The sequence below is a fragment of the Dokdonella soli genome, assembly GCF_039523175.1.
GTDB classification, from domain to species: Bacteria; Pseudomonadota; Gammaproteobacteria; order Xanthomonadales; family Rhodanobacteraceae; genus Dokdonella_A; species Dokdonella_A soli.
The window spans coordinates 342,594-359,541 of the sequence record NZ_BAAAEU010000006.1; the positions used below are offsets into that span (position 1 = coordinate 342,594).

At 67.6% G+C, this 16,948-nt stretch carries 13 protein-coding genes and 1 pseudogene; 8 read left to right on the forward strand and 6 right to left on the reverse strand.

Features of this window, described 5'->3' with window-relative positions:
- Nucleotides 1–23: 23 nt before the first annotated feature.
- Nucleotides 24–977, reverse strand: a pseudogene (locus tag ABD002_RS07185) (metallophosphoesterase family protein).
- A gap of 161 nt (nucleotides 978–1,138) precedes the next feature.
- Between ABD002_RS07185 and ABD002_RS07190 the strand changes: the two are divergent.
- Both ABD002_RS07190 and ABD002_RS07195 read left to right on the forward strand, forming a co-directional pair.
- Complete coding sequence (locus ABD002_RS07190; protein ID WP_343788710.1) at nucleotides 1,139–1,669, forward strand: sigma-70 family RNA polymerase sigma factor; 531 nt, start codon at nucleotides 1,139–1,141, stop codon at nucleotides 1,667–1,669.
- A complete protein-coding gene (locus ABD002_RS07195) occupies nucleotides 1,659–2,444 on the forward strand; it encodes an anti-sigma factor family protein (RefSeq protein WP_343788713.1) in 786 nt (261 codons plus the stop codon). The genes ABD002_RS07190 and ABD002_RS07195 overlap by 11 nt, the downstream gene beginning before the upstream one ends.
- A gap of 4 nt (nucleotides 2,445–2,448) precedes the next feature.
- Here the strand turns inward: ABD002_RS07195 and ABD002_RS07200 are convergent, their stop codons facing one another.
- Nucleotides 2,449–3,393: a DegV family protein gene (locus ABD002_RS07200; RefSeq protein ID WP_343788716.1), complete on the reverse strand. Its 945-nt coding sequence runs from the start codon at nucleotides 3,391–3,393 to the stop codon at nucleotides 2,449–2,451.
- Nucleotides 3,394–3,616: 223 nt separating this feature from the next.
- On the opposite strand from ABD002_RS07200, the gene icd reads away from it, so the two are divergent.
- From icd to ABD002_RS07230, 6 genes are all read left to right on the forward strand, one after another.
- Nucleotides 3,617–4,876 (forward strand): NADP-dependent isocitrate dehydrogenase, encoded by a 1,260-nt coding sequence (icd, locus tag ABD002_RS07205; protein ID WP_343788719.1) that lies wholly within the window; start codon nucleotides 3,617–3,619, stop codon nucleotides 4,874–4,876.
- Nucleotides 4,877–4,997: 121 nt separating this feature from the next.
- Nucleotides 4,998–6,698 (forward strand): bifunctional isocitrate dehydrogenase kinase/phosphatase, encoded by a 1,701-nt coding sequence (aceK, locus tag ABD002_RS07210; protein WP_343788722.1) that lies wholly within the window; start codon nucleotides 4,998–5,000, stop codon nucleotides 6,696–6,698.
- A 91-nt stretch (nucleotides 6,699–6,789) separates the two neighbouring features.
- On the forward strand, nucleotides 6,790–7,743 hold the full coding sequence (locus ABD002_RS07215; RefSeq protein ID WP_343788725.1) for a class I SAM-dependent methyltransferase: 954 nt from the start codon (nucleotides 6,790–6,792) through the stop codon (nucleotides 7,741–7,743).
- A 95-nt stretch (nucleotides 7,744–7,838) separates the two neighbouring features.
- Entirely contained in the window at nucleotides 7,839–8,402 is a 564-nt protein-coding gene (locus tag ABD002_RS07220) for a pseudouridine synthase (RefSeq protein WP_343788728.1), read from the forward strand.
- Complete coding sequence (locus ABD002_RS07225; RefSeq protein ID WP_343788730.1) at nucleotides 8,399–9,142, forward strand: class I SAM-dependent methyltransferase; 744 nt, start codon at nucleotides 8,399–8,401, stop codon at nucleotides 9,140–9,142. The genes ABD002_RS07220 and ABD002_RS07225 overlap by 4 nt, the downstream gene beginning before the upstream one ends.
- Before the next feature lie 287 nt (nucleotides 9,143–9,429).
- Nucleotides 9,430–10,251, forward strand: coding sequence for a DMT family transporter (locus ABD002_RS07230; RefSeq protein WP_343789402.1), 822 nt, complete (start codon nucleotides 9,430–9,432; stop codon nucleotides 10,249–10,251).
- 155 nt (nucleotides 10,252–10,406) lie between these two features.
- On the opposite strand, the gene ABD002_RS07235 is transcribed toward ABD002_RS07230, so the two are convergent.
- The 4 genes from ABD002_RS07235 to hrpB all read right to left on the reverse strand — a co-directional run bounded on the left by ABD002_RS07235 (nucleotide 10,407) and on the right by hrpB (nucleotide 16,919).
- Nucleotides 10,407–11,492 carry a peptidoglycan -binding protein gene (locus tag ABD002_RS07235; RefSeq protein ID WP_343788733.1) on the reverse strand — a complete coding sequence of 362 codons (1,086 nt, stop codon included), beginning with the start codon at nucleotides 11,490–11,492 and terminating at the stop codon, nucleotides 10,407–10,409.
- The gene (locus ABD002_RS07240) at nucleotides 11,489–12,583 is read right to left on the reverse strand and encodes a flagellar motor protein MotA (RefSeq protein WP_343788736.1); all 1,095 of its coding nucleotides are present in this window, start codon (nucleotides 12,581–12,583) and stop codon (nucleotides 11,489–11,491) included. Before ABD002_RS07240 ends, ABD002_RS07235 begins: the two co-directional genes overlap by 4 nt.
- 235 nt (nucleotides 12,584–12,818) lie before the next feature.
- On the reverse strand, nucleotides 12,819–13,862 hold the full coding sequence (locus tag ABD002_RS07245; RefSeq protein WP_343788739.1) for a sterol desaturase family protein: 1,044 nt from the start codon (nucleotides 13,860–13,862) through the stop codon (nucleotides 12,819–12,821).
- A 351-nt stretch (nucleotides 13,863–14,213) separates the two neighbouring features.
- Nucleotides 14,214–16,919, reverse strand: a complete 2,706-nt coding sequence (hrpB, locus tag ABD002_RS07250) for an ATP-dependent helicase HrpB (protein ID WP_343788742.1) — start codon at nucleotides 16,917–16,919, stop codon at nucleotides 14,214–14,216.
- Nucleotides 16,920–16,948 lie beyond the last annotated feature (29 nt).

Sequence of the window (16,948 nt, forward strand, 5' to 3'; positions counted from 1 at the left end):
GTGGAGATCGGGCGGCTGTCGCCTCACGCGACCAGCGCGATATCGGTGATTGCGGGAGTCGGTACGCCCTTGACGTGACGCACGTTGCGCAAGCCGATGGCGTGGCCTAGTTGCCCGGGCGCCAGGTCCTTCAGCGCCCCCGGCGCCGGACCGACCCCGGGCGCCGGTTGCGGATACGCGGTCGAACGCGCGGTGTAGAACCGTACATGGCCCTCGACGGTCTGCTGGAGCTGGTGGATATGACCGTTCAGCACGGTCACCGAACCGAAGCGCTGCAGGTAGGACAGAGCCTCCGCCGCGTCGTCGGTGCCCCAGCCCCAGGCCGGATACAGCGCCCACAACGGCATGTGTGCGAACACCACGATCGGCGTGCTGGCCGAACGCGCGGCGAGATCCTGCTTCAGCCACGCAAGCTGGTCGGCGCCGAGAAAGCCGAGACCGCCGGCCTTTAGATTCAGCACATTGATCAGTGCGACGAAATGCGTGCCGTGATGGTCGAAGCTGTACCAGCCGCCGGGCGTGCCGGCGCCGAACCGCCGGAAGAATTCCTTGCCATTGTCGCCGATCACGTCGTGCTCGCCGGGGATGTACAGCACATGGCCGGTGCGCGCTTCCTGCAGCACCTACGCGACGGTGTCGAACTCCTCGGGCCTCGACAGATGGCTGAGATCGCCGGTGTGAATGATGAAATCCGGGCGCTCGGGCAATGCGTTGATGTGGGCAATGGATTGCCTGAGCGAACCGACGACATCGGCATTCGGCGCCTTGTTGAAGCCGATATGCGAGTCGCTGATCTGCACGAAACTGAAGCTGGCATCGCGCGCGGTAGCCTTCGATTCCGGCCCGAGCACATCCAGCGCGTGCGCCGCGGGAATGCCGCTGCGCATCATCCAGAACGCGCCGGTGCCGGCCCAGGCCATGCACTCAAGGAAATGGCGGCGATCGATGGCGTGGTCGTGGTGGCTGTCGTCGTTCATGGTGTGATCCTCATCGTTGCTCGGCAGGACGCCGTTCCTCGTGCACTACCGGCGCAGCGGCGCAAATATTCCTGCCCCTCCCGTCACGGGAATAAACTGGCCGCCGCGCCGGTCTACATGACGGCGCGCCGCGGAAGCGCGGTACTCCGGACGCGTCACGAATGGACAAGACGACCCGCTTCAATGACGAGGTGATGCGGCATCTCGATGCCGCGTACAACCTCGCGCGCTGGTTGGCCCACGACGCGCACGAAGCCGAGGACGTCGTGCAGGAGGCTGTGCTGCGCGCGTTCAAGTTCTTCGACGGATTCCGCGGCAGCGATGCGAAGGTCTGGTTGCTGGCGATCGTGCGCAACACCTTCTACACGCAACGCGCCAGCGCATCGGCGCATGGACTCACCGACGAATTCGACGAGTCCGTGCACGGCGGCATCGACGACGCTGCGCTGCCCGAGGCGGTTGTCGCGCGGGCGGCGGATGCCGAATGCCTGCTGGCCGCGATGCAGCGATTGCCGCCGGAATTCCGCGAGGTCCTGATCCTGCGCGAACTGGAGGAATGCTCCTACAAGGAGATCGCGGCGATCACCAAAGTCAATATCGGCACCGTCATGTCGCGCCTCGCGCGCGCGCGCGACCGCCTGCACCGCGACTTGACCGACACCACGAAGGAGGCGCGCAACCATGCTCTGTAAAGAGGCGCAGGGTCTCGTCCATGCCTGGCTCGACGACGAACTCGATCCGGCGCGCAGCCTCGAGATGGCGCGCCATCTGGACGGCTGCACGGCGTGCGATCAGGACCTGCAGCGCCATGCCGCGCTCAAGCAGGCGCTGAAGAGCACGCTGCCCTATCACGCGGCACCGGCCGCACTGCGCACGCGCCTTGCGGCGCAGTTGCCGCGTGAAGCGCAGCAACGCGCGCGCCGGATCGCCTGGAACTGGGCCGCGACCAGCGCCGCGCTCGCTGCAATGCTGGTCATTGCGATCGGGGTCGCCGGCCTGCTCGCGTCCAGGATGCAGGTCTTGCGCGCCGACCGGCTGGTGGCCGATGCGGTGTCCAGCCATGTCCGCTCGCTGATCGCCGATCACCTGATCGATGTGCGCAGCACGGACCAGCACACGGTCAAACCGTGGTTCGACGGCAAGCTCGACTTCTCGCCCGAGGTCAGGGATCTGGGCGCGCAGCAGTTCGAGCTGGTCGGCGGCCGCCTCGACGTGTTCGACGGCGCGCGCGTCGCCGCGCTGGTTTACCGGCGGCGCCTGCATGTGGTCAGCCTGTTCGAATGGCCGGCTGCGCCATCGACCAACTCCGGCCTCATCGAGGATGTCCGCGACGGCTACTTCATGCTGCGCTGGACCGACGCCGGCATGCACTATGCGGCGGTATCGAACCTCAATCGCGACGAGCTCAATGTGTTCGCGCATGCATTCCGCAACGCCGCGCCGGCGCGTCCCGCGGGCGAAGACTGAGCCGTCAAAACGCCGCCGCGTGTTCCTCGGCGGCGAAGCCGAGTGTGACCGCGCCGGTGCCGACGTTGATCATGCCGGTCATGCTCATCGGGCTTTCGAACAGCTCGATCGCGTGCTCGGCGCAGGTCGCCTTCAGGTCGGTGTAGCCCGGCAGCGTCTCGAGTTCGGCCAAGTCGCCGCCATAGCTGACGCACACTGTCGGCGTCAGCAGCCCCGCGCGCACGCGCTTGACCGCATAGCCGAACAGGATTTCCGCGCCGTGTTCGAAGCCGCGCACCTTGGCGACCGGTGCGGTTTCGCCGCGGTAGCCGCGCAGCAACGGCTTGATGTCGAGCGCGGTGCCGAGCGCGGCGCTGAACCAGCCGACGCTGCGGTCGCCCTTCTTCTGCGCTCTCGCCCGCAGGTAATACAGATCACGTGGGAGCATGTAACCGTAGGTGTTGTGCGCGAGCAGTTCCAGGCGCTCGCGGATCTGGCCCGGGTTCTGGCCGGCGTCGCGCAGGCGCACCGCCTCGACCGCAGTCACGCCCTGCGCCGCGAACAGATTCTCGGTGTCGATCACGCGCATCAGGAACGGGCCGGGCACGTTCGCATCGCGGCGGATCGGCCGGTAGTCCTTGAGGATCGCGAAACTCGCCTGGCTCGCATTCGCATGGATCGGACTGCGCGTCGCGGTGATGGTCAGGCAGAACACGCAGTCGTAGTCGATGACGAGCCGACCGAGGAACAGGTCGCGGACCTGCTCGACGCTGTAGGGCTCGGTCTCGGCCGCGTGTCCGCGTGCACCGAGGTTCTCGTCGAGGAAACGCCGCGCCACTTCCGGATCACGGTCGTCGACCAGGGTCTCGTCACCTATGCGCACGCTGATCGGCAGCACCGTGATCCGGTGCTGGCGCAGGTACTCGGCGGGGAGGTCGCAGGCCGAGTCCACCACGATACCGATGCGCATACGAATCCCCCCAAGAGGATGCTGCAAGCAGCGCGAACTTAGCACGCAGACCGCCGCGAGGAATCGTGCGGCGCAGCGAATGGCGGTCTCGCCCCGGCGGTGGCGACGGCATCGAAACACGGGCGTCGCTTCATTGATCGGCGCGAACGCGCGACAATGGGCAGTTGCTTCCCGCCGCGCGCCGATCCGATCCGCGCGGCGCCGTACCCTCCCGGAGAATTCAATGACGGAATCCGCCCCCACGCCGCCCGCCGGCGGCGCCAAGATCAGCATCGCCAACGGCGTCCTCAACGTACCCGACCAGCCGATCGTCCCGTTCATCGAGGGCGACGGCACCGGTCCGGACATCTGGCGCGCCTCGGTGCGCGTGCTCGACGCCGCGGTCGCCAAGGCCTACGGCGGCACGCGCCGGATCCACTGGATGGAAGTCCTCGCCGGCGAGAAGGCGTTCAACCAGACCGGCAATTGGCTGCCCGACGCGACCGTCGCGGCCTGCCGCGAATACCTGGTCTCGATCAAGGGTCCGCTGACCACCCCGGTCGGCGGCGGCATCCGCTCGCTGAACGTCGCGCTGCGCCAGATGCTCGACCTCTACACCTGCCTGCGCCCGGTGCGCTGGTTCAAGGGCGTGCCCTCGCCGGTGCGCGACCCGTCGAAGGTCGACATGACGATCTTCCGCGAGAACACCGAGGACATCTACGCCGGCATCGAATTCCAGGAAGGCACGGACGACGCGAGGAAGTTCGCCGCGTTGCTGAAGGAGCACTTCCCGGACCGCTACAAGAAGGTGCGCTTCCCGGACACCTCCGGCTTCGGCATCAAGCCGGTCTCGAAGGACGGCACCGAACGCCTGGTGCGCGCGGCGCTGAAGTACGCAGTCGACAACGACCGTTCCTCGGTGACCCTGGTGCACAAGGGCAACATCATGAAGTTCACCGAGGGCGCGTTCCGCGACTGGGGCTACGCGCTCGCGCAGAAGGAATTCGGCGCGGTCGAGCTCGACGGCGGTCCGTGGATGACGTTCAAGAATCCGAAGACCGGCAAGACGATCACGGTCAAGGACGCGATCGCCGATGCGTTCCTGCAGCAGATCCTGCTGCGCCCGGCCGAATACGACGTCGTCGCGACGCTGAACCTCAACGGCGACTATCTCTCCGACGCGCTCGCCGCGCAGGTTGGCGGCATCGGCATCGCGCCCGGCGGCAACATCAACTACGTGACCGGCCACGCGGTGTTCGAAGCGACCCACGGCACCGCGCCGAAGTACGCGGGCCTGGACAAGGTCAACCCGGGCTCGGTGATCCTCTCCGGCGAGATGATGCTGCGTTACATGGGCTGGACCGAGGCCGCCGACGCGATCATCACCGCGATGGACAAGGCGATCGGCGCCAAGCGCGTGACCTACGACTTCGCGCGCCTGATGGAAGGGGCCACAGAGGTCAAGTGCTCCGAGTTCGGCGACGCGCTGATTGCGGCGATGTAACTCGCACTGATTGGCAGGTCTTGCGAAGGGGCGCCATGGCGCCCCTTCCTTTTGCGCGCAACGGTCGCGCTACACTGCGGTGATGGTGCAGCCCGCATCCGCCTCGCCAGCGTCGCTCCCGATGCATGCACGCGCGGCCGCGCTGATCCTCGACGCGTTCCTCGACTACAACGGGCGCTTCGCCGACATCACGCGCCGCGCGAAGCGGCACTTCGAGCGGCGCGACTGGCGCCAGGCACAACTCGATGCGGTTGCACGCATCGACCTGTACGACGTCTGCATCCGCGAGACGCTGGCCCGACTCGAACTGCTGCTCGACGACCGCGTGCGTTCGCGGCCGCTGTGGGCAGCGATGCGGCATGAATACGCCGCGCTGATCGAACCGCTGCTCGACAGGGAACTGACCAAGACGTTCTTCAACACGTTGTCGCGGCGCTTCTTCAGGACATCCGGCGTCGATGCCGGGATTGAATTCGTCGCGCTCGATCTCGAACCGACCGCGGGCATCGCCGAACCGGCCGCGCTGGACTGCTACGCCGTCGACGGTGAACTCGCCGCAACCTGCGAGCGGATGCTCGCCGACCATCCCTTCGCGACCGGCTACATCGACCGCGCAAGCTGCGCGCACGCGATCGCGCGCGAGATCGCCGAGCGCACGCTCGAGGACGGCGTGGCGCCGCGTGCAATCGAACTGCTGCAAACGGTGTTCTATCGCGAGCGCCGCGCCTACCTGGTCGGACGCATCGTCATCGGTGACGGCGCCACACCGCTGGTGATCGCGTTGGTCAGCGCGCCGAACGGCGTGCGTGCGGATGCGGTGCTGACCAACCTCAATCAGGTCTCGCTGCTGTTCGGCTACGCACGCAACGCGTTCCACGCCGACCTGCCGACGGTCGGCGACACCGTGATGTTTCTCGAGACGCTGATGCCGCACAAGCCGGTCGGCGAGATCTACACCGTGCTCGGCCGCATCAAGCAGGGCAAGACCGAACGCTACCGGCACCTGTTCCGGCATCTCGCCGCGCATCCGGACGAGCGCCTCGTACGCGCCGATGGCGAGCGCGGCATGGTCATGGCGGTGTTCACGCCACGCGACTATGCCGTCGTGATCAAGGTGCTGCGTGATCACTTCGCGTATCCGAAGGACGTCACGCGGCGCCAGGTCATCGCGAAGTATCGGCTGGTGTCGCGCTACGACCGCGTCGGTCGGCTCGTCGATGCGCAGGAGTTCCACCATCTGCGCTTTCCGCTGCGCCAGATCGATGCAGACACGCTCGCCGAGCTGACCGGCGACTGCGCCGAAAGCGTCGCGGTCGAAGGCGACGAGCTCGTCGTCAAGCATTGCTACGTCGAACGCCGGTTGCGCCCGCTGAACCTGTACGCGCGCGAAGCAGCGCCGGACGACGCGCGACGCGCAGTGCTCGACTACGGCCAGGCGGTCAAGGATCTCGCACGCAGCAACATCTTCCCGGGCGACCTGCTGCTGAAGAACTTCGGCGTCTCGCGCATCGGCCGCGCGATCTTCTACGACTACGACGAGCTCTGCCTGGTCGAGCAGTGCCGCTTCCGCGAGCTGCCGCTGGCGCGTGAAGGTGATGAAACGCGTCCGCTGGAAGACTGGCTCAGCCTGCGCGAGAACGATGTATTTCCGGAACAGTTCGCGCGATTCCTCGGCCTGCCGGATACCCTGCGCGACGCGTTGCTGCAGGTGCATCCGGAACTCTTCGACGCGACCTGGTGGCAGACTTTGCGCGATCGCTTCGCCGCGGGCGACTACGGCGACGTGCCGCCGTATCCGGCGTCGTCGCGACTGCCCGAATGAGCGCGCATCGCGGTGGATCGGGAACGCCGGCCGCGCGGCGCTGTGCTAGGCTCGCGACCCGCGCTGCACGTACTGATCGAGGACAAACGTCATGAAGAAACTCGCCTGTCTGCTGCCACTCGCGCTGGCGCTCGCTGCCTGTGGTTCACCCGAATCCCCATCGCCGACCGCGGCCACGCCGAGCGCGCCGGCGCCTGCCGACCAGCCCGCCACGCCACCGCCGCCGCAGAGCGCGAACGACCTGTTCGCCGCGAAGCTCGACCAGGTGCTCGCCGGCGATTGGCGTTCGCCCGCGAACAAGGCGCGCGATCCGTATCGCCACCCGAAGCAGACGCTCGAGTTCTTCGGCGTCAAGCTCGGCGATACGCTGATCGAGATCACGCCCGGCGGCGGCTGGTATGCCGAGGTCCTCGCGCCGCTGCTGAAGGGCAGCGGCACTTACATCGCTGCGGTCACCAAGCCAAACAAGCCGGAAGGCGAAGCGGCGCAGGACAAGAGTGCGCTGCAGAAGAAGTTCGAGGGCGATGCTGCCCACTACGCCGAGACGAAGACCGTCGAATTCGATCCGAAGGCACCGGCACTCGGTGCGCCGGACTCGGCCGACACCGTGGTCACGTTCCGCAACGTGCACAACTGGGTCATGGCCGACACCGCACCGCTGATGTTCAAGGCGTTCTTCGACGTGCTGAAGCCGGGTGGCACGCTCGGCGTGGTCGATCATCGCGCCGCGGCCGGCGCCGATCTCGAGAAGATCAAGAACTCGGGCTACCTGCCGCAGGACTACGTGATCAAGCTCGCCACCGACGCCGGCTTCAAACTGGTTGCGCAGAGCGAGATCAACGCGAACCCGAAGGACACCAAGGACTACGAGAAGGGCGTGTGGACACTGCCGCCGACGCTGCAGCTCGGCGACAAGGACAAGGACAAGTACCTCGCGATCGGTGAGTCCGACCGCATGACGCTGAAGTTCGAGAAGCCGAAGGCCGATCAGATCTTCCAGCAGGACGCCGACAAGGCGGCTGCCGGCGACGCCGACAAGCACTGAAGCATCGCGACACCGTTCGCCCTTCGATACGTCGGGCGAACGGTTGCGGAATGAATCCAGGCGGCCGCGCAAGCGGCCGTGTTCCGTTCAGGCCCATGCTGATCCTGTTCAACAAGCCATTCGGCGTGCTTTGCCAGTTCACCGACCGCAGCGTGCCGCCGCGGCGCACGCTGGCCGAATTCATTCGCGAAGTGAACGTCTATCCGGCTGGGCGGCTCGATTTCGATTCGGAAGGCCTGCTTCTGCTGACCGACGACGGCGCGCTCGCGCACCGGCTGACCGATCCGCGCCACAAGCAGACGAAGACCTATCTCGCGCAGGTCGAAGGCGAGCCGACCGCAGCGGCGCTCGATGCGCTGCGTCGCGGCGTCTTGCTCAACGACGGCCCGACGTTGCCGGCCGAAGCCGAAGCGCTCGACGCCGCGCCGGACTGGCTGTGGCCACGTGACCCGCCCGTGCGCTTCCGCAAGAGCGTGCCGGACCGCTGGATCCGGCTGACGATCCGCGAGGGTCGCAACCGCCAGGTGCGGCGCATGACCGCCGCGGTCGGGCTGCCTACGCTGCGCCTGATTCGCACCCATGTCGGCGAGCACGCGCTGGGCGATCTGGCGCCCGGCGCGAGCCGCCGCATCGAAACCCTGCCACGGAGCTCGCGATGACCTTCAAGGATCATTTCTCCGGCCATGCCGGCGCCTACCACGAGGCGCGGCCGACCTACCCCGATGCGCTGTTCGACTGGCTCGCGGCACAAGCGCCGGCGCGCGGACTGGCCTGGGACGCCGGCTGTGGCAACGGCCAGGCCAGCGTCGCGCTGGCGTCGCGTTTCGCTCGCGTGCACGCGAGCGATCCGAGCGCGCCGCAGATCGCGAACGCGGAGGCGCGGCCGAACATCGACTATCGCGTCGAGCCGGCCGAACAGTGCTCATTGCCCGATGCGAGCACGGATCTCGTCACGGTCGCCCAGGCCCTGCACTGGTTCGATCATGCGCGCTTCTACGCGGAAGTGCGCCGCGTGCTGAAGCCGCGTGGTGTGTTCGCGGCATGGAGCTATTCGAAGTGCCGCGTCGACGCGGCCGTCGACGTCGTCAACGATCGTCTCTATGTCGATCTCACCGGACCGTACTGGCCTCCCGAGCGTGTGCATGTCGACGCCGGCTATCGCACCCTGCCTTTTCCGTTCGATGCGATCACGACGCCCGCGTTCGTGATGAGCGTCGCCTGGACTATCGACCAGTTCCTCGCCTACCTGCGCTCGTGGTCGGCGACGCAGCGTTACCTGAAGGCGCAAGGCGTGGATCCGGTCACGCTGGTCGAGGCGGATCTGCGCCAGGCCTGGGGTGATCCGCACCGGCCGCGCGAGGTGCACTGGGACTTCCACCTGCGCGCTGGGCGCGTCTGAAGCCACGCGCCGATCTCGGCGAGCTGCAATCGGGTGACCGATCCGGATGCTGCGCTGACCGGGACTGGCGTGCCGCCGCCGCGGATATTTCGTCGCCGGACGAAGCGACGCAGGGTTGGAAACACCGACAATCGTCGCCATCTCGCCGCGACCAACCGCTTCGCGGCACGCAAGTCCCCCGGTCAGCCGGAAGGACATACCGGAGGAACACCGTGACCCAGCTGCAACAGGATTCGCTTGCGACAACCGTGGCGACGCGCGACTGGTGGACGCCGCTCGAACTGCTCATGCTCGGCGCGATCTGGGGCGGATCGTTTTTGTTCATGCGCGTCGCCGCGGCTGACTTCGGACCGTTCGCGCTGGTCGAGGTGCGGATCGTGCTCGGCGCGCTGATCCTGCTGCCGTTCCTGTGGCGCGTGCGCGAACGCCTGACGCGCGCGCACTGGACGCGATTCGCGATCGTCGGCGCGCTGAACTCGGCGATCCCGTTCTCGCTGTTTGCCTGGGGCGCCGAGCGCGCACCGGCCGGTATCGGCGCGATCGCCAACAGCCTGACCGTGCTGTTCGCCGCGCTGGTCGCGTTCGCGCTCTACCGCGAGCGCATCGGCACGCGACGCGCGCTCGCGATGCTGGCCGGTTTCGTCGGCGTGGTCGTGCTGATGAGCGGTCGGACGGAAGGCGACAACATTGCCGCGGCCGCATTGGCCGGCACCGCCGCGTCGTTGTGCTATGGCTTTGCCGCTAACTTCACCAAACGCTGGTTCGCCGATGTGCCGCCGCTCGCCGCGGTCGCCGGCACCTTGAGCTGCGCCGCGCTGATGTTGGCGCCGTTCGCCGTCGCGACCTGGCCGGTCGCGCCGGTACCGCGAGCCTCCTGGCTCAGCGCAATCGCGCTCGGCGTGCTCTGCACCGGCATCGCGTACGCGTTCTTCTTCCGCCTGATCCAGCGCGTCGGCGCCGCGCGCGCGACGACCTGTACCTACCTCGTGCCGCTGTTCGGCGTGGCCTGGGGCTGGCTGCTGCTCGGCGAGACGCCGACCCTGACGATGCTGGTCGCCGGCACGCTGATTCTCGGCAGCGTGATCGTCAGCCAGAGGAAGCCGGGATAGGGATTCGAGATTCGGGAATGGCCCGGAGACTCGTCGCCCCGGCGCAGGCCGGGGCTCAGCGTCTGCTCACGAACAGGACAAAGGACCGGGGTCCCGGCCTGCGTCTTGCGGAACCGGAATCGCCTCAGCGCCCAAGCCGCGAACCCTTCTCTACCTCACCGGTTTGTCAGCTGGATCTCGATGCGCCGGTTCTTCGCATACGCATCCGGTGTATCCGCACTGTCGAGGGGCTGAAACGAACCAAAGCCGTTCGCTGACAGCCGGTTCGCCGGGATGCCCTGCACGACGAGGTATTTCACGATCGCGACCGCGCGCGCGGTCGAAAGCTCCCAGTTCGACGGGAATTGAGGCGTGTGGATCGGCCGCCGGTCGGTATGGCCGTCGATGCGCAACACCCAATCGATGCTCGACGGGATTTCGGCGGAGACCTCCTTGACCGTTTCCGCCAACGTCGTCAGACGTGTCTGTGCATCCGGCCCGAGTTCGGCCGAGCCGGAGTCGAACAGGATGTCGGTCGGCACCACGAAGCGGTCGCCGACCACGCGCACGTCGCTGCGGTCGCCCAGTGCGGCACGCAGCTTGCCGAAGAATTCCGAGCGGTAGCGCTCCAGCTCGCCGACCCGGTTCGCGAGCGCGATGTTGAGCTGCTTGCCGAGGTCCGCGATCTTCGCGTCCTTCGCTTTCACGTCCTTGTTCGCGATGTCGAGCGCTGCCTGGATCTTGCCGAGCTGATCATTCAGTGCGGCAAGCTGACGGTTCAGCAACTCCACCTGCGCGGATGCGGCCGAGGTCAGTTCGGTCTGCTTGACCAGGTTCTGCTTCGAGCCGTCGAGTTCGGCCGCGAGACTCGCGACCTGCGCTTCCAGCTGCTGCTTGAGCGTGGTCAGCGCCGCGATGTCCGCATTCAGCTTTGCCGCTTCGCTGCTGGCCGCGTCGAGCCGCGTCTTGAGCACGTCGCGTTCGCCGCTGGCCTGGCCGAGCGATGCGGACAGCTCCGCGACTTTCGCATCGAGCGCGCGCTTGCTGTCCTCGGCCAGCGACAGCGTCTTCGCGAGCTCGGCGACCCTCGAGTTCAACGCATCCAGCGCGCGGTTCTTGCCGGCCAGCGTGTCAGACAGCACGAACTGGCCGATCGCGAAGATCAGCAGCACGAAGATCATGACCATGATCAACGAGGTCAACGCGTCGACGAAGCCCGGCCAGATATCGAACGTGCGCCGGCGGCGCAGCGACATGCTCATCGGCGCGGCTCGCGCTCGGCGATCATCGGCGCGGATGCCGCGCGCGGACGCTGGCCGTCCATGGCCGCGGCGATCGTGCGCGAGAGCAGGCGCAGTTCGCCACGCAGGTCCTCGGACAGCTGCGTGGCCGGCTGACCTTGGTTCGCGAGCTGGCGCAGCACGCTCTTGAGCTCGTCCTGCACCTCGGCCGCGGCCTGGCGCTCGCGCACGTCACGGCCGAGCAGGTCGGCGAGGCGGCTGAGCTGCGCGCCGAGTTCGCCAAGCTGCTGATGGGTGCCATGCCGTTCGCGCTCGTTCTCGACGATCGCGCGCTGCATGCGGTCGAGTCCGTCCGCGGTCTGCTCGAGCAATGCCTGCACGTAGGCCGGCACCGAAGCATCGCCTTCGAGCGCGGAACCGGACGACAGCCGCGTCATTCCGGACAGCCATTCCTCGAGTTCGTTGTGGAAGCGGTTCTGCGCGTGCCCGGCCTGCAGGTCGAGGAAGCCGATCACCAGGGAGCTCGCGAGGCCGAACAGCGAGGTCGAGAAACTCGTCGACATGCCGCCGAGCGGTTCCTTCAGGTTCTCCTTGAGCGTGCCGAACATCGTCACTGCGTCGTTGCCGACATTCAGCGTGCCGATGATGTCGGACACCGAGCGGATCGTGACCAGCAGGCCCCAGAACGTGCCGAGCAGGCCGAGGAAGATCGCGAGGCCGATCAGGTAGCGCGAGAGGTCGCGCGATTCCTCGAGGCGCAGTTGCACGCTGTCGAGGATCGTGCGCATCGACGGCGCCGACAGCGCGGCGCGACCGCGTTCGCGGCCGTCGAGCATGCGCGCCATCGGCGCGAGCAGGCGCGTCTTGCCGGGCGGCTTCTGTTCCGGATTCGAGCGTCGGAACGCGTCGATCCAGGCCACCTCGCGCGACAGCACGAACACCTGACGCAGGTTCACGACGATCCCGGCCGCGAGCACCGCGAGGATCACGCCGTTGAAGAATGGATTCGCCGAGAAGATCGCCACGAGGCGCGGCGCAAGCAGCAGGCCGAGCGCGCCGACCGCGATCAGGAAAGCGAGCATCCAGGGCAGCACGCGTTGGGGATTGCTCATGTCCGGCTTCGCACGGTGGGTTCTCCAGGGGGTGATGCGATCGGGTTGCGACCACAGGCGAGCGTGCATGGTTCCGTTGTCCGCCTGCAAGGGCTGCGGCAGCCGCGGTCGCCGCCGCCGTTCATGGTTCGATACGCCGCAGGCGTACCCGGTGCTGAGCCTGCCGAAGCATCACCACAAACGGCTAAATAACCTCAGAACAAGCCGTCATCCCGGCGAAAGCCGGGATCCAGCTCTATGGCAACTCGTTGAAAACTGGATTCCGGCCTTCGCCGGAATGACGAGTGACAGGTGGCGCTGCGACATCGCGCGATGCACGCATCCCGATCGCGTTCAGGAAACGGCGCAGCGCGGCGCCCTGTTGCGCGACGAGGCCGAGCTCGTTGTCCGCATCGATGCCCGCATCCGCGACTCCGCACGGCCGCGCCGGCTCACCGTACAACGCCGTGCCGAACACGATGTCCCACACCGGAAACACGAACGAGAAGTTGCAGTTCTGCAGGCCCGGTCGCGCCGGATCACCGACCATGTGGTGCAGCCGATGATAAGGCGGATCGACGAGCAGCTTGTCGATCACGCGGCCGAAGCGCAGGCGCACATTCGCGTGCGAAAAATTCTGCAGCAGTTCGCCGAGCAGGATCAGCAGCGCGTACTGCACCGGTGCGACACCGATCAGTTGCGCGACGCCGGCGATGATCGTCGCCTCGAGGAAATCGTCCGGTATGGAATCGCGGTCGTTCGACCAGCAGCTGAGCTGGCGCTGGCTGTGGTGCAGGCTGTGCAGCGCCCACCACCATGGCAGCGCGTGCTGCAGGCGATGGACCAGGTAATAGACGAAGTCGGAGATCGTGAAGTACGCGACGAAGAGCGCGACCGGATGCGAGCGGAACCACGGCACCCGCACATCAAGCTGCAGCGGTGACACGCCGCCTTCCATGCGCGGTGTGCCGGTCAGCATCCCGACCGCCGTGCCGAGCAGCGGCAGGAACACATAGGCGAACAGCGGGATCAGGCCGAACAGCTTGAGGAACGTGTAGGCGCGATCGATCCGCGTCAGTCGCCGGTCGGCCCAACGCTCGACCGGCACCAGACTCTCCAGCGGCCGGAACACCAGCGCGATGACCGCGATCTGCACGACACAGATCAGCAGATATTGAGCGATCTCGAGCGCATCGTCGCCTGCGCGGTCGAGATGCACGAACGCCAGCACCGGCGTCACGCCGTAAACGGCGATGAAACGCGCCGCCGCCGTCCACACCGTTGCAAGCCAATCGAACATGCGCCTGTCCGGATCAGTCGCGACCGCATTGCCTCGTGTACGCGCCCGGCAACCGGCACGGTCCGCGCACACCGGATCCCGCGGGTCCAACCCCGCAGGGATCGCCGGACAGTCTGATGCCCGATCGACAACGGACGCTGAAGCGGCGAGCCCGTCAGCGCCGCGGCTTGGCGCGATGCGTCGGGGTTGCGGTCCACGGGTCGTCGGGCCAGGGGCGAGGCGGCGCGTTTGCGCGCGTCCTTCGGGACGCGCGCGCGACGACGAGCGCCCTGAGCATGGAATGCGCAGGGCCGGAGCAACACGACGAGGCACGATGCCGAGTCGATGTTGCCTGCATCCCCTCCAGCTTCGTCAGCGCCGCGGCTTGGCGCGATGCGTCGGCGTTGCGGTCCACGGGTCATCGGGCCAGGGATGCTTCGGGTAGCGCCCCTTGAGTTCCTTCCTTACCTCGGGATAGGTGCGCTCCCAGAAACTCTTCAGGTCCTGGGTGACCTGGATCGGGCGTCCGCCCGGCGAGAGCAGGTGCAGGGTCAGCGGCACGCGGCCGTTCGCGATGCGCGGCGTGTCGGCGAGCCCGAACAATTCCTGCAGCTTGACCGCAAGCACCGGCGGTGCGTCCGGCGCGTAAGCAATGCGCCGGTCGAGGCCGCTCGGCACCTTGATCGCGATCGGCGCCTGTTCGTCGAGCGCGCGGCGCAGTGCGAAGTCGAGCCGCGCCGCGAGCGCGTCGGACAATTCCGCCGGCTGCAACGCGTCGAGGCGGCGCTTGTTCGCGAGATACGGCGCGAGCCAATCCTCCAGCGAAGCCAGCAGCGCCGCGTCGGAGAAATCCGGCAGGCCGAGTTCGGGACACCAGCCGCGCAGCGCCTCGACGCGCATGCGCAGCTCGCGCGCATGATCGCTCCACGGCAAGGCGTCGAGGCCGAGATCGCGCACCGCAGCAAGCAGCGCCGGCACCGCGTCTTCCGGACGCGCCGGCACCGCGCGGCGTTCCAGCACGATCGCATCGAAGCGACGTTCCTCGAACGCATCGACCGCTCGCGTGTCGCGATTCCAGCGCACCACGCGTTCTCGCGCGAAACGTTGCGGGAAATCGCGTTCGAGCAGATCGGCGTCGAACGGCGCGGCGGCGAGGATCAGGCTGTCGCGCTCGTCGTAGCGCAGGTCGACGACAACGAGCCACGGCTCGCCGATCAGTGCACTCTCATCGAGCAGGCGCGCGCCGCGGCCATTCGAGAGCTGATAGCGGCGCGGATTGTTCGGATCCTGCTTCGCGATGCGATCGGGAAATGCGTGGATCAGTACATCGCCGACCGCCAACATCGAACGCGTTGTAGGAGCGGCTTCAGCCGCGATGCTCCCGCTTCTGACCGGCTGCGAAGAAGAAGCATCGCGGCTGAAGCCGCTCCTACGATCTCCATCGGAGCCGCTGCGCCGTCGCCAGGCGTCGGCCGCCTGCGCGATCGCGGCCAGCGCACCGACATCCGCACCGAGGTCGCGCACGGCACTGCGTTCGCGTGAACGCCATGCGTGAAGTGCGTTGGCGCGCGTGCGGAAATCGTCATTGCGGCCGGCCTCGCCGCGCAACGGATTGCGCGCTTCGATCAATGCGGCGAGTTCGCAGGCGAGTGCTTGCTGGCCGGCGGGCGCACGCAGCACTGCCGCGGCGAGGCGCGGATGCGCGCCGAGCGCTAGCATGCGGCGTCCCAGCGGGGAGATACGGCCGTCGGCATCGAGCGCGCCGAGCCGGCGCAGCAGATCGCGCGCCTGCGCGAACGCGCCGGAGGGCGGCGCGTCGAGCCAGCGCAGCGCATCCGAACCCCAAGCCGCGAGTTCCAGCGCGAGTTGGGACAACTCCACCTGTGCGATCTCGGGCGTGCGCTCGGCCTCCAGACGCCGGCTCTGCGGCCACAGCCGGTAGCACGCGCCCGGACCGAGGCGGCCGGCGCGGCCGGCGCGCTGGTCCGCGGAGGCCAGCGCGATGTTCACGGTGTCCAGCCGCGTGAAGCCGGAGTTCGGATCGAAACGCGGCTCGCGCGCGAGACCGAGATCGACGACCGCGCGCACGCCGGGCAGGGTCAGGCTCGATTCGGCGACATTCGTTGCGAGTACGACGCGGCGCGTGCCCGGTGCGGCGGGTGCGAGCGCGGCGTGCTGGTCGGCGAGCGACAGTTCGCCGTGCAGCGGCACGATGTTTACTCCCTCTCCCCCAAGCGCAGCTTGGGGGAGAGGGCTGGGATGAGGGGGCGGGGCTGCGGCAGGTTGCGACGCAGGATTCCCGCCGAACGCTCGCCCCTTCACCCTACCCTCTCCCCCGACGGCGTCGGGGGAGAGGGATGAAAGTGCAGCGCGTGCGCGCTCGATCTCGCGTTTCCCGGGCAGAAACACCAGCACGTCGCCGTCGTTCTCGGCGAGCGCGAGTTCGATCGCGCGGCGCAGGTGGAATGGCCAACCGCGCTCGGGCCAGGCCTCGCCGGCGCGCGCGGAAGGATGCGCGATGCGCACCGGGAAACTGCGCCCGGCGCTGACCAGCTGCGGTGCTTCGAACCAACGCGCGATGCGTTCGCCATCGAGCGTCGCGGACATGATCACGAGGCGCAGGTCCGGGCGCAGGTTCGCCTGCACGTCGAGCGCCAGCGCGGCGCCGAGGTCGCCGTGCAGGTGGCGCTCGTGAAATTCGTCGAACAGGATCGCGCCGACGCCGGTGAGTTCCGGATCGTCCTGGATCATCCGGGTCAGGATGCCCTCGGTGACCACTTCGATGCGCGTCGCCGCTGACACTTTCGACTCGAAGCGGATGCGGTAGCCGACCGTCTCGCCGACGCGCTCGCCGCGTTGCGCGGCCATGAACTCGGCCGCCGCGCGAGCGGCGATGCGGCGCGGTTCCAGCATCAGGATCTTGCGTCCGCCGAGCCATTGCACATCGAGCAGTGCCAGCGGCACGCGCGTGGTCTTGCCGGCGCCGGGCGGCGCCTCGAGCACGACGCGCGTGTCGGAAGCGAGGATCGCCAGCAGATCCGGCAGGATCGCATCGATGGGCAAAGTGGTGCGAGACATGCCCTAGTGTAGGGTTTCGCTCGGCGAAG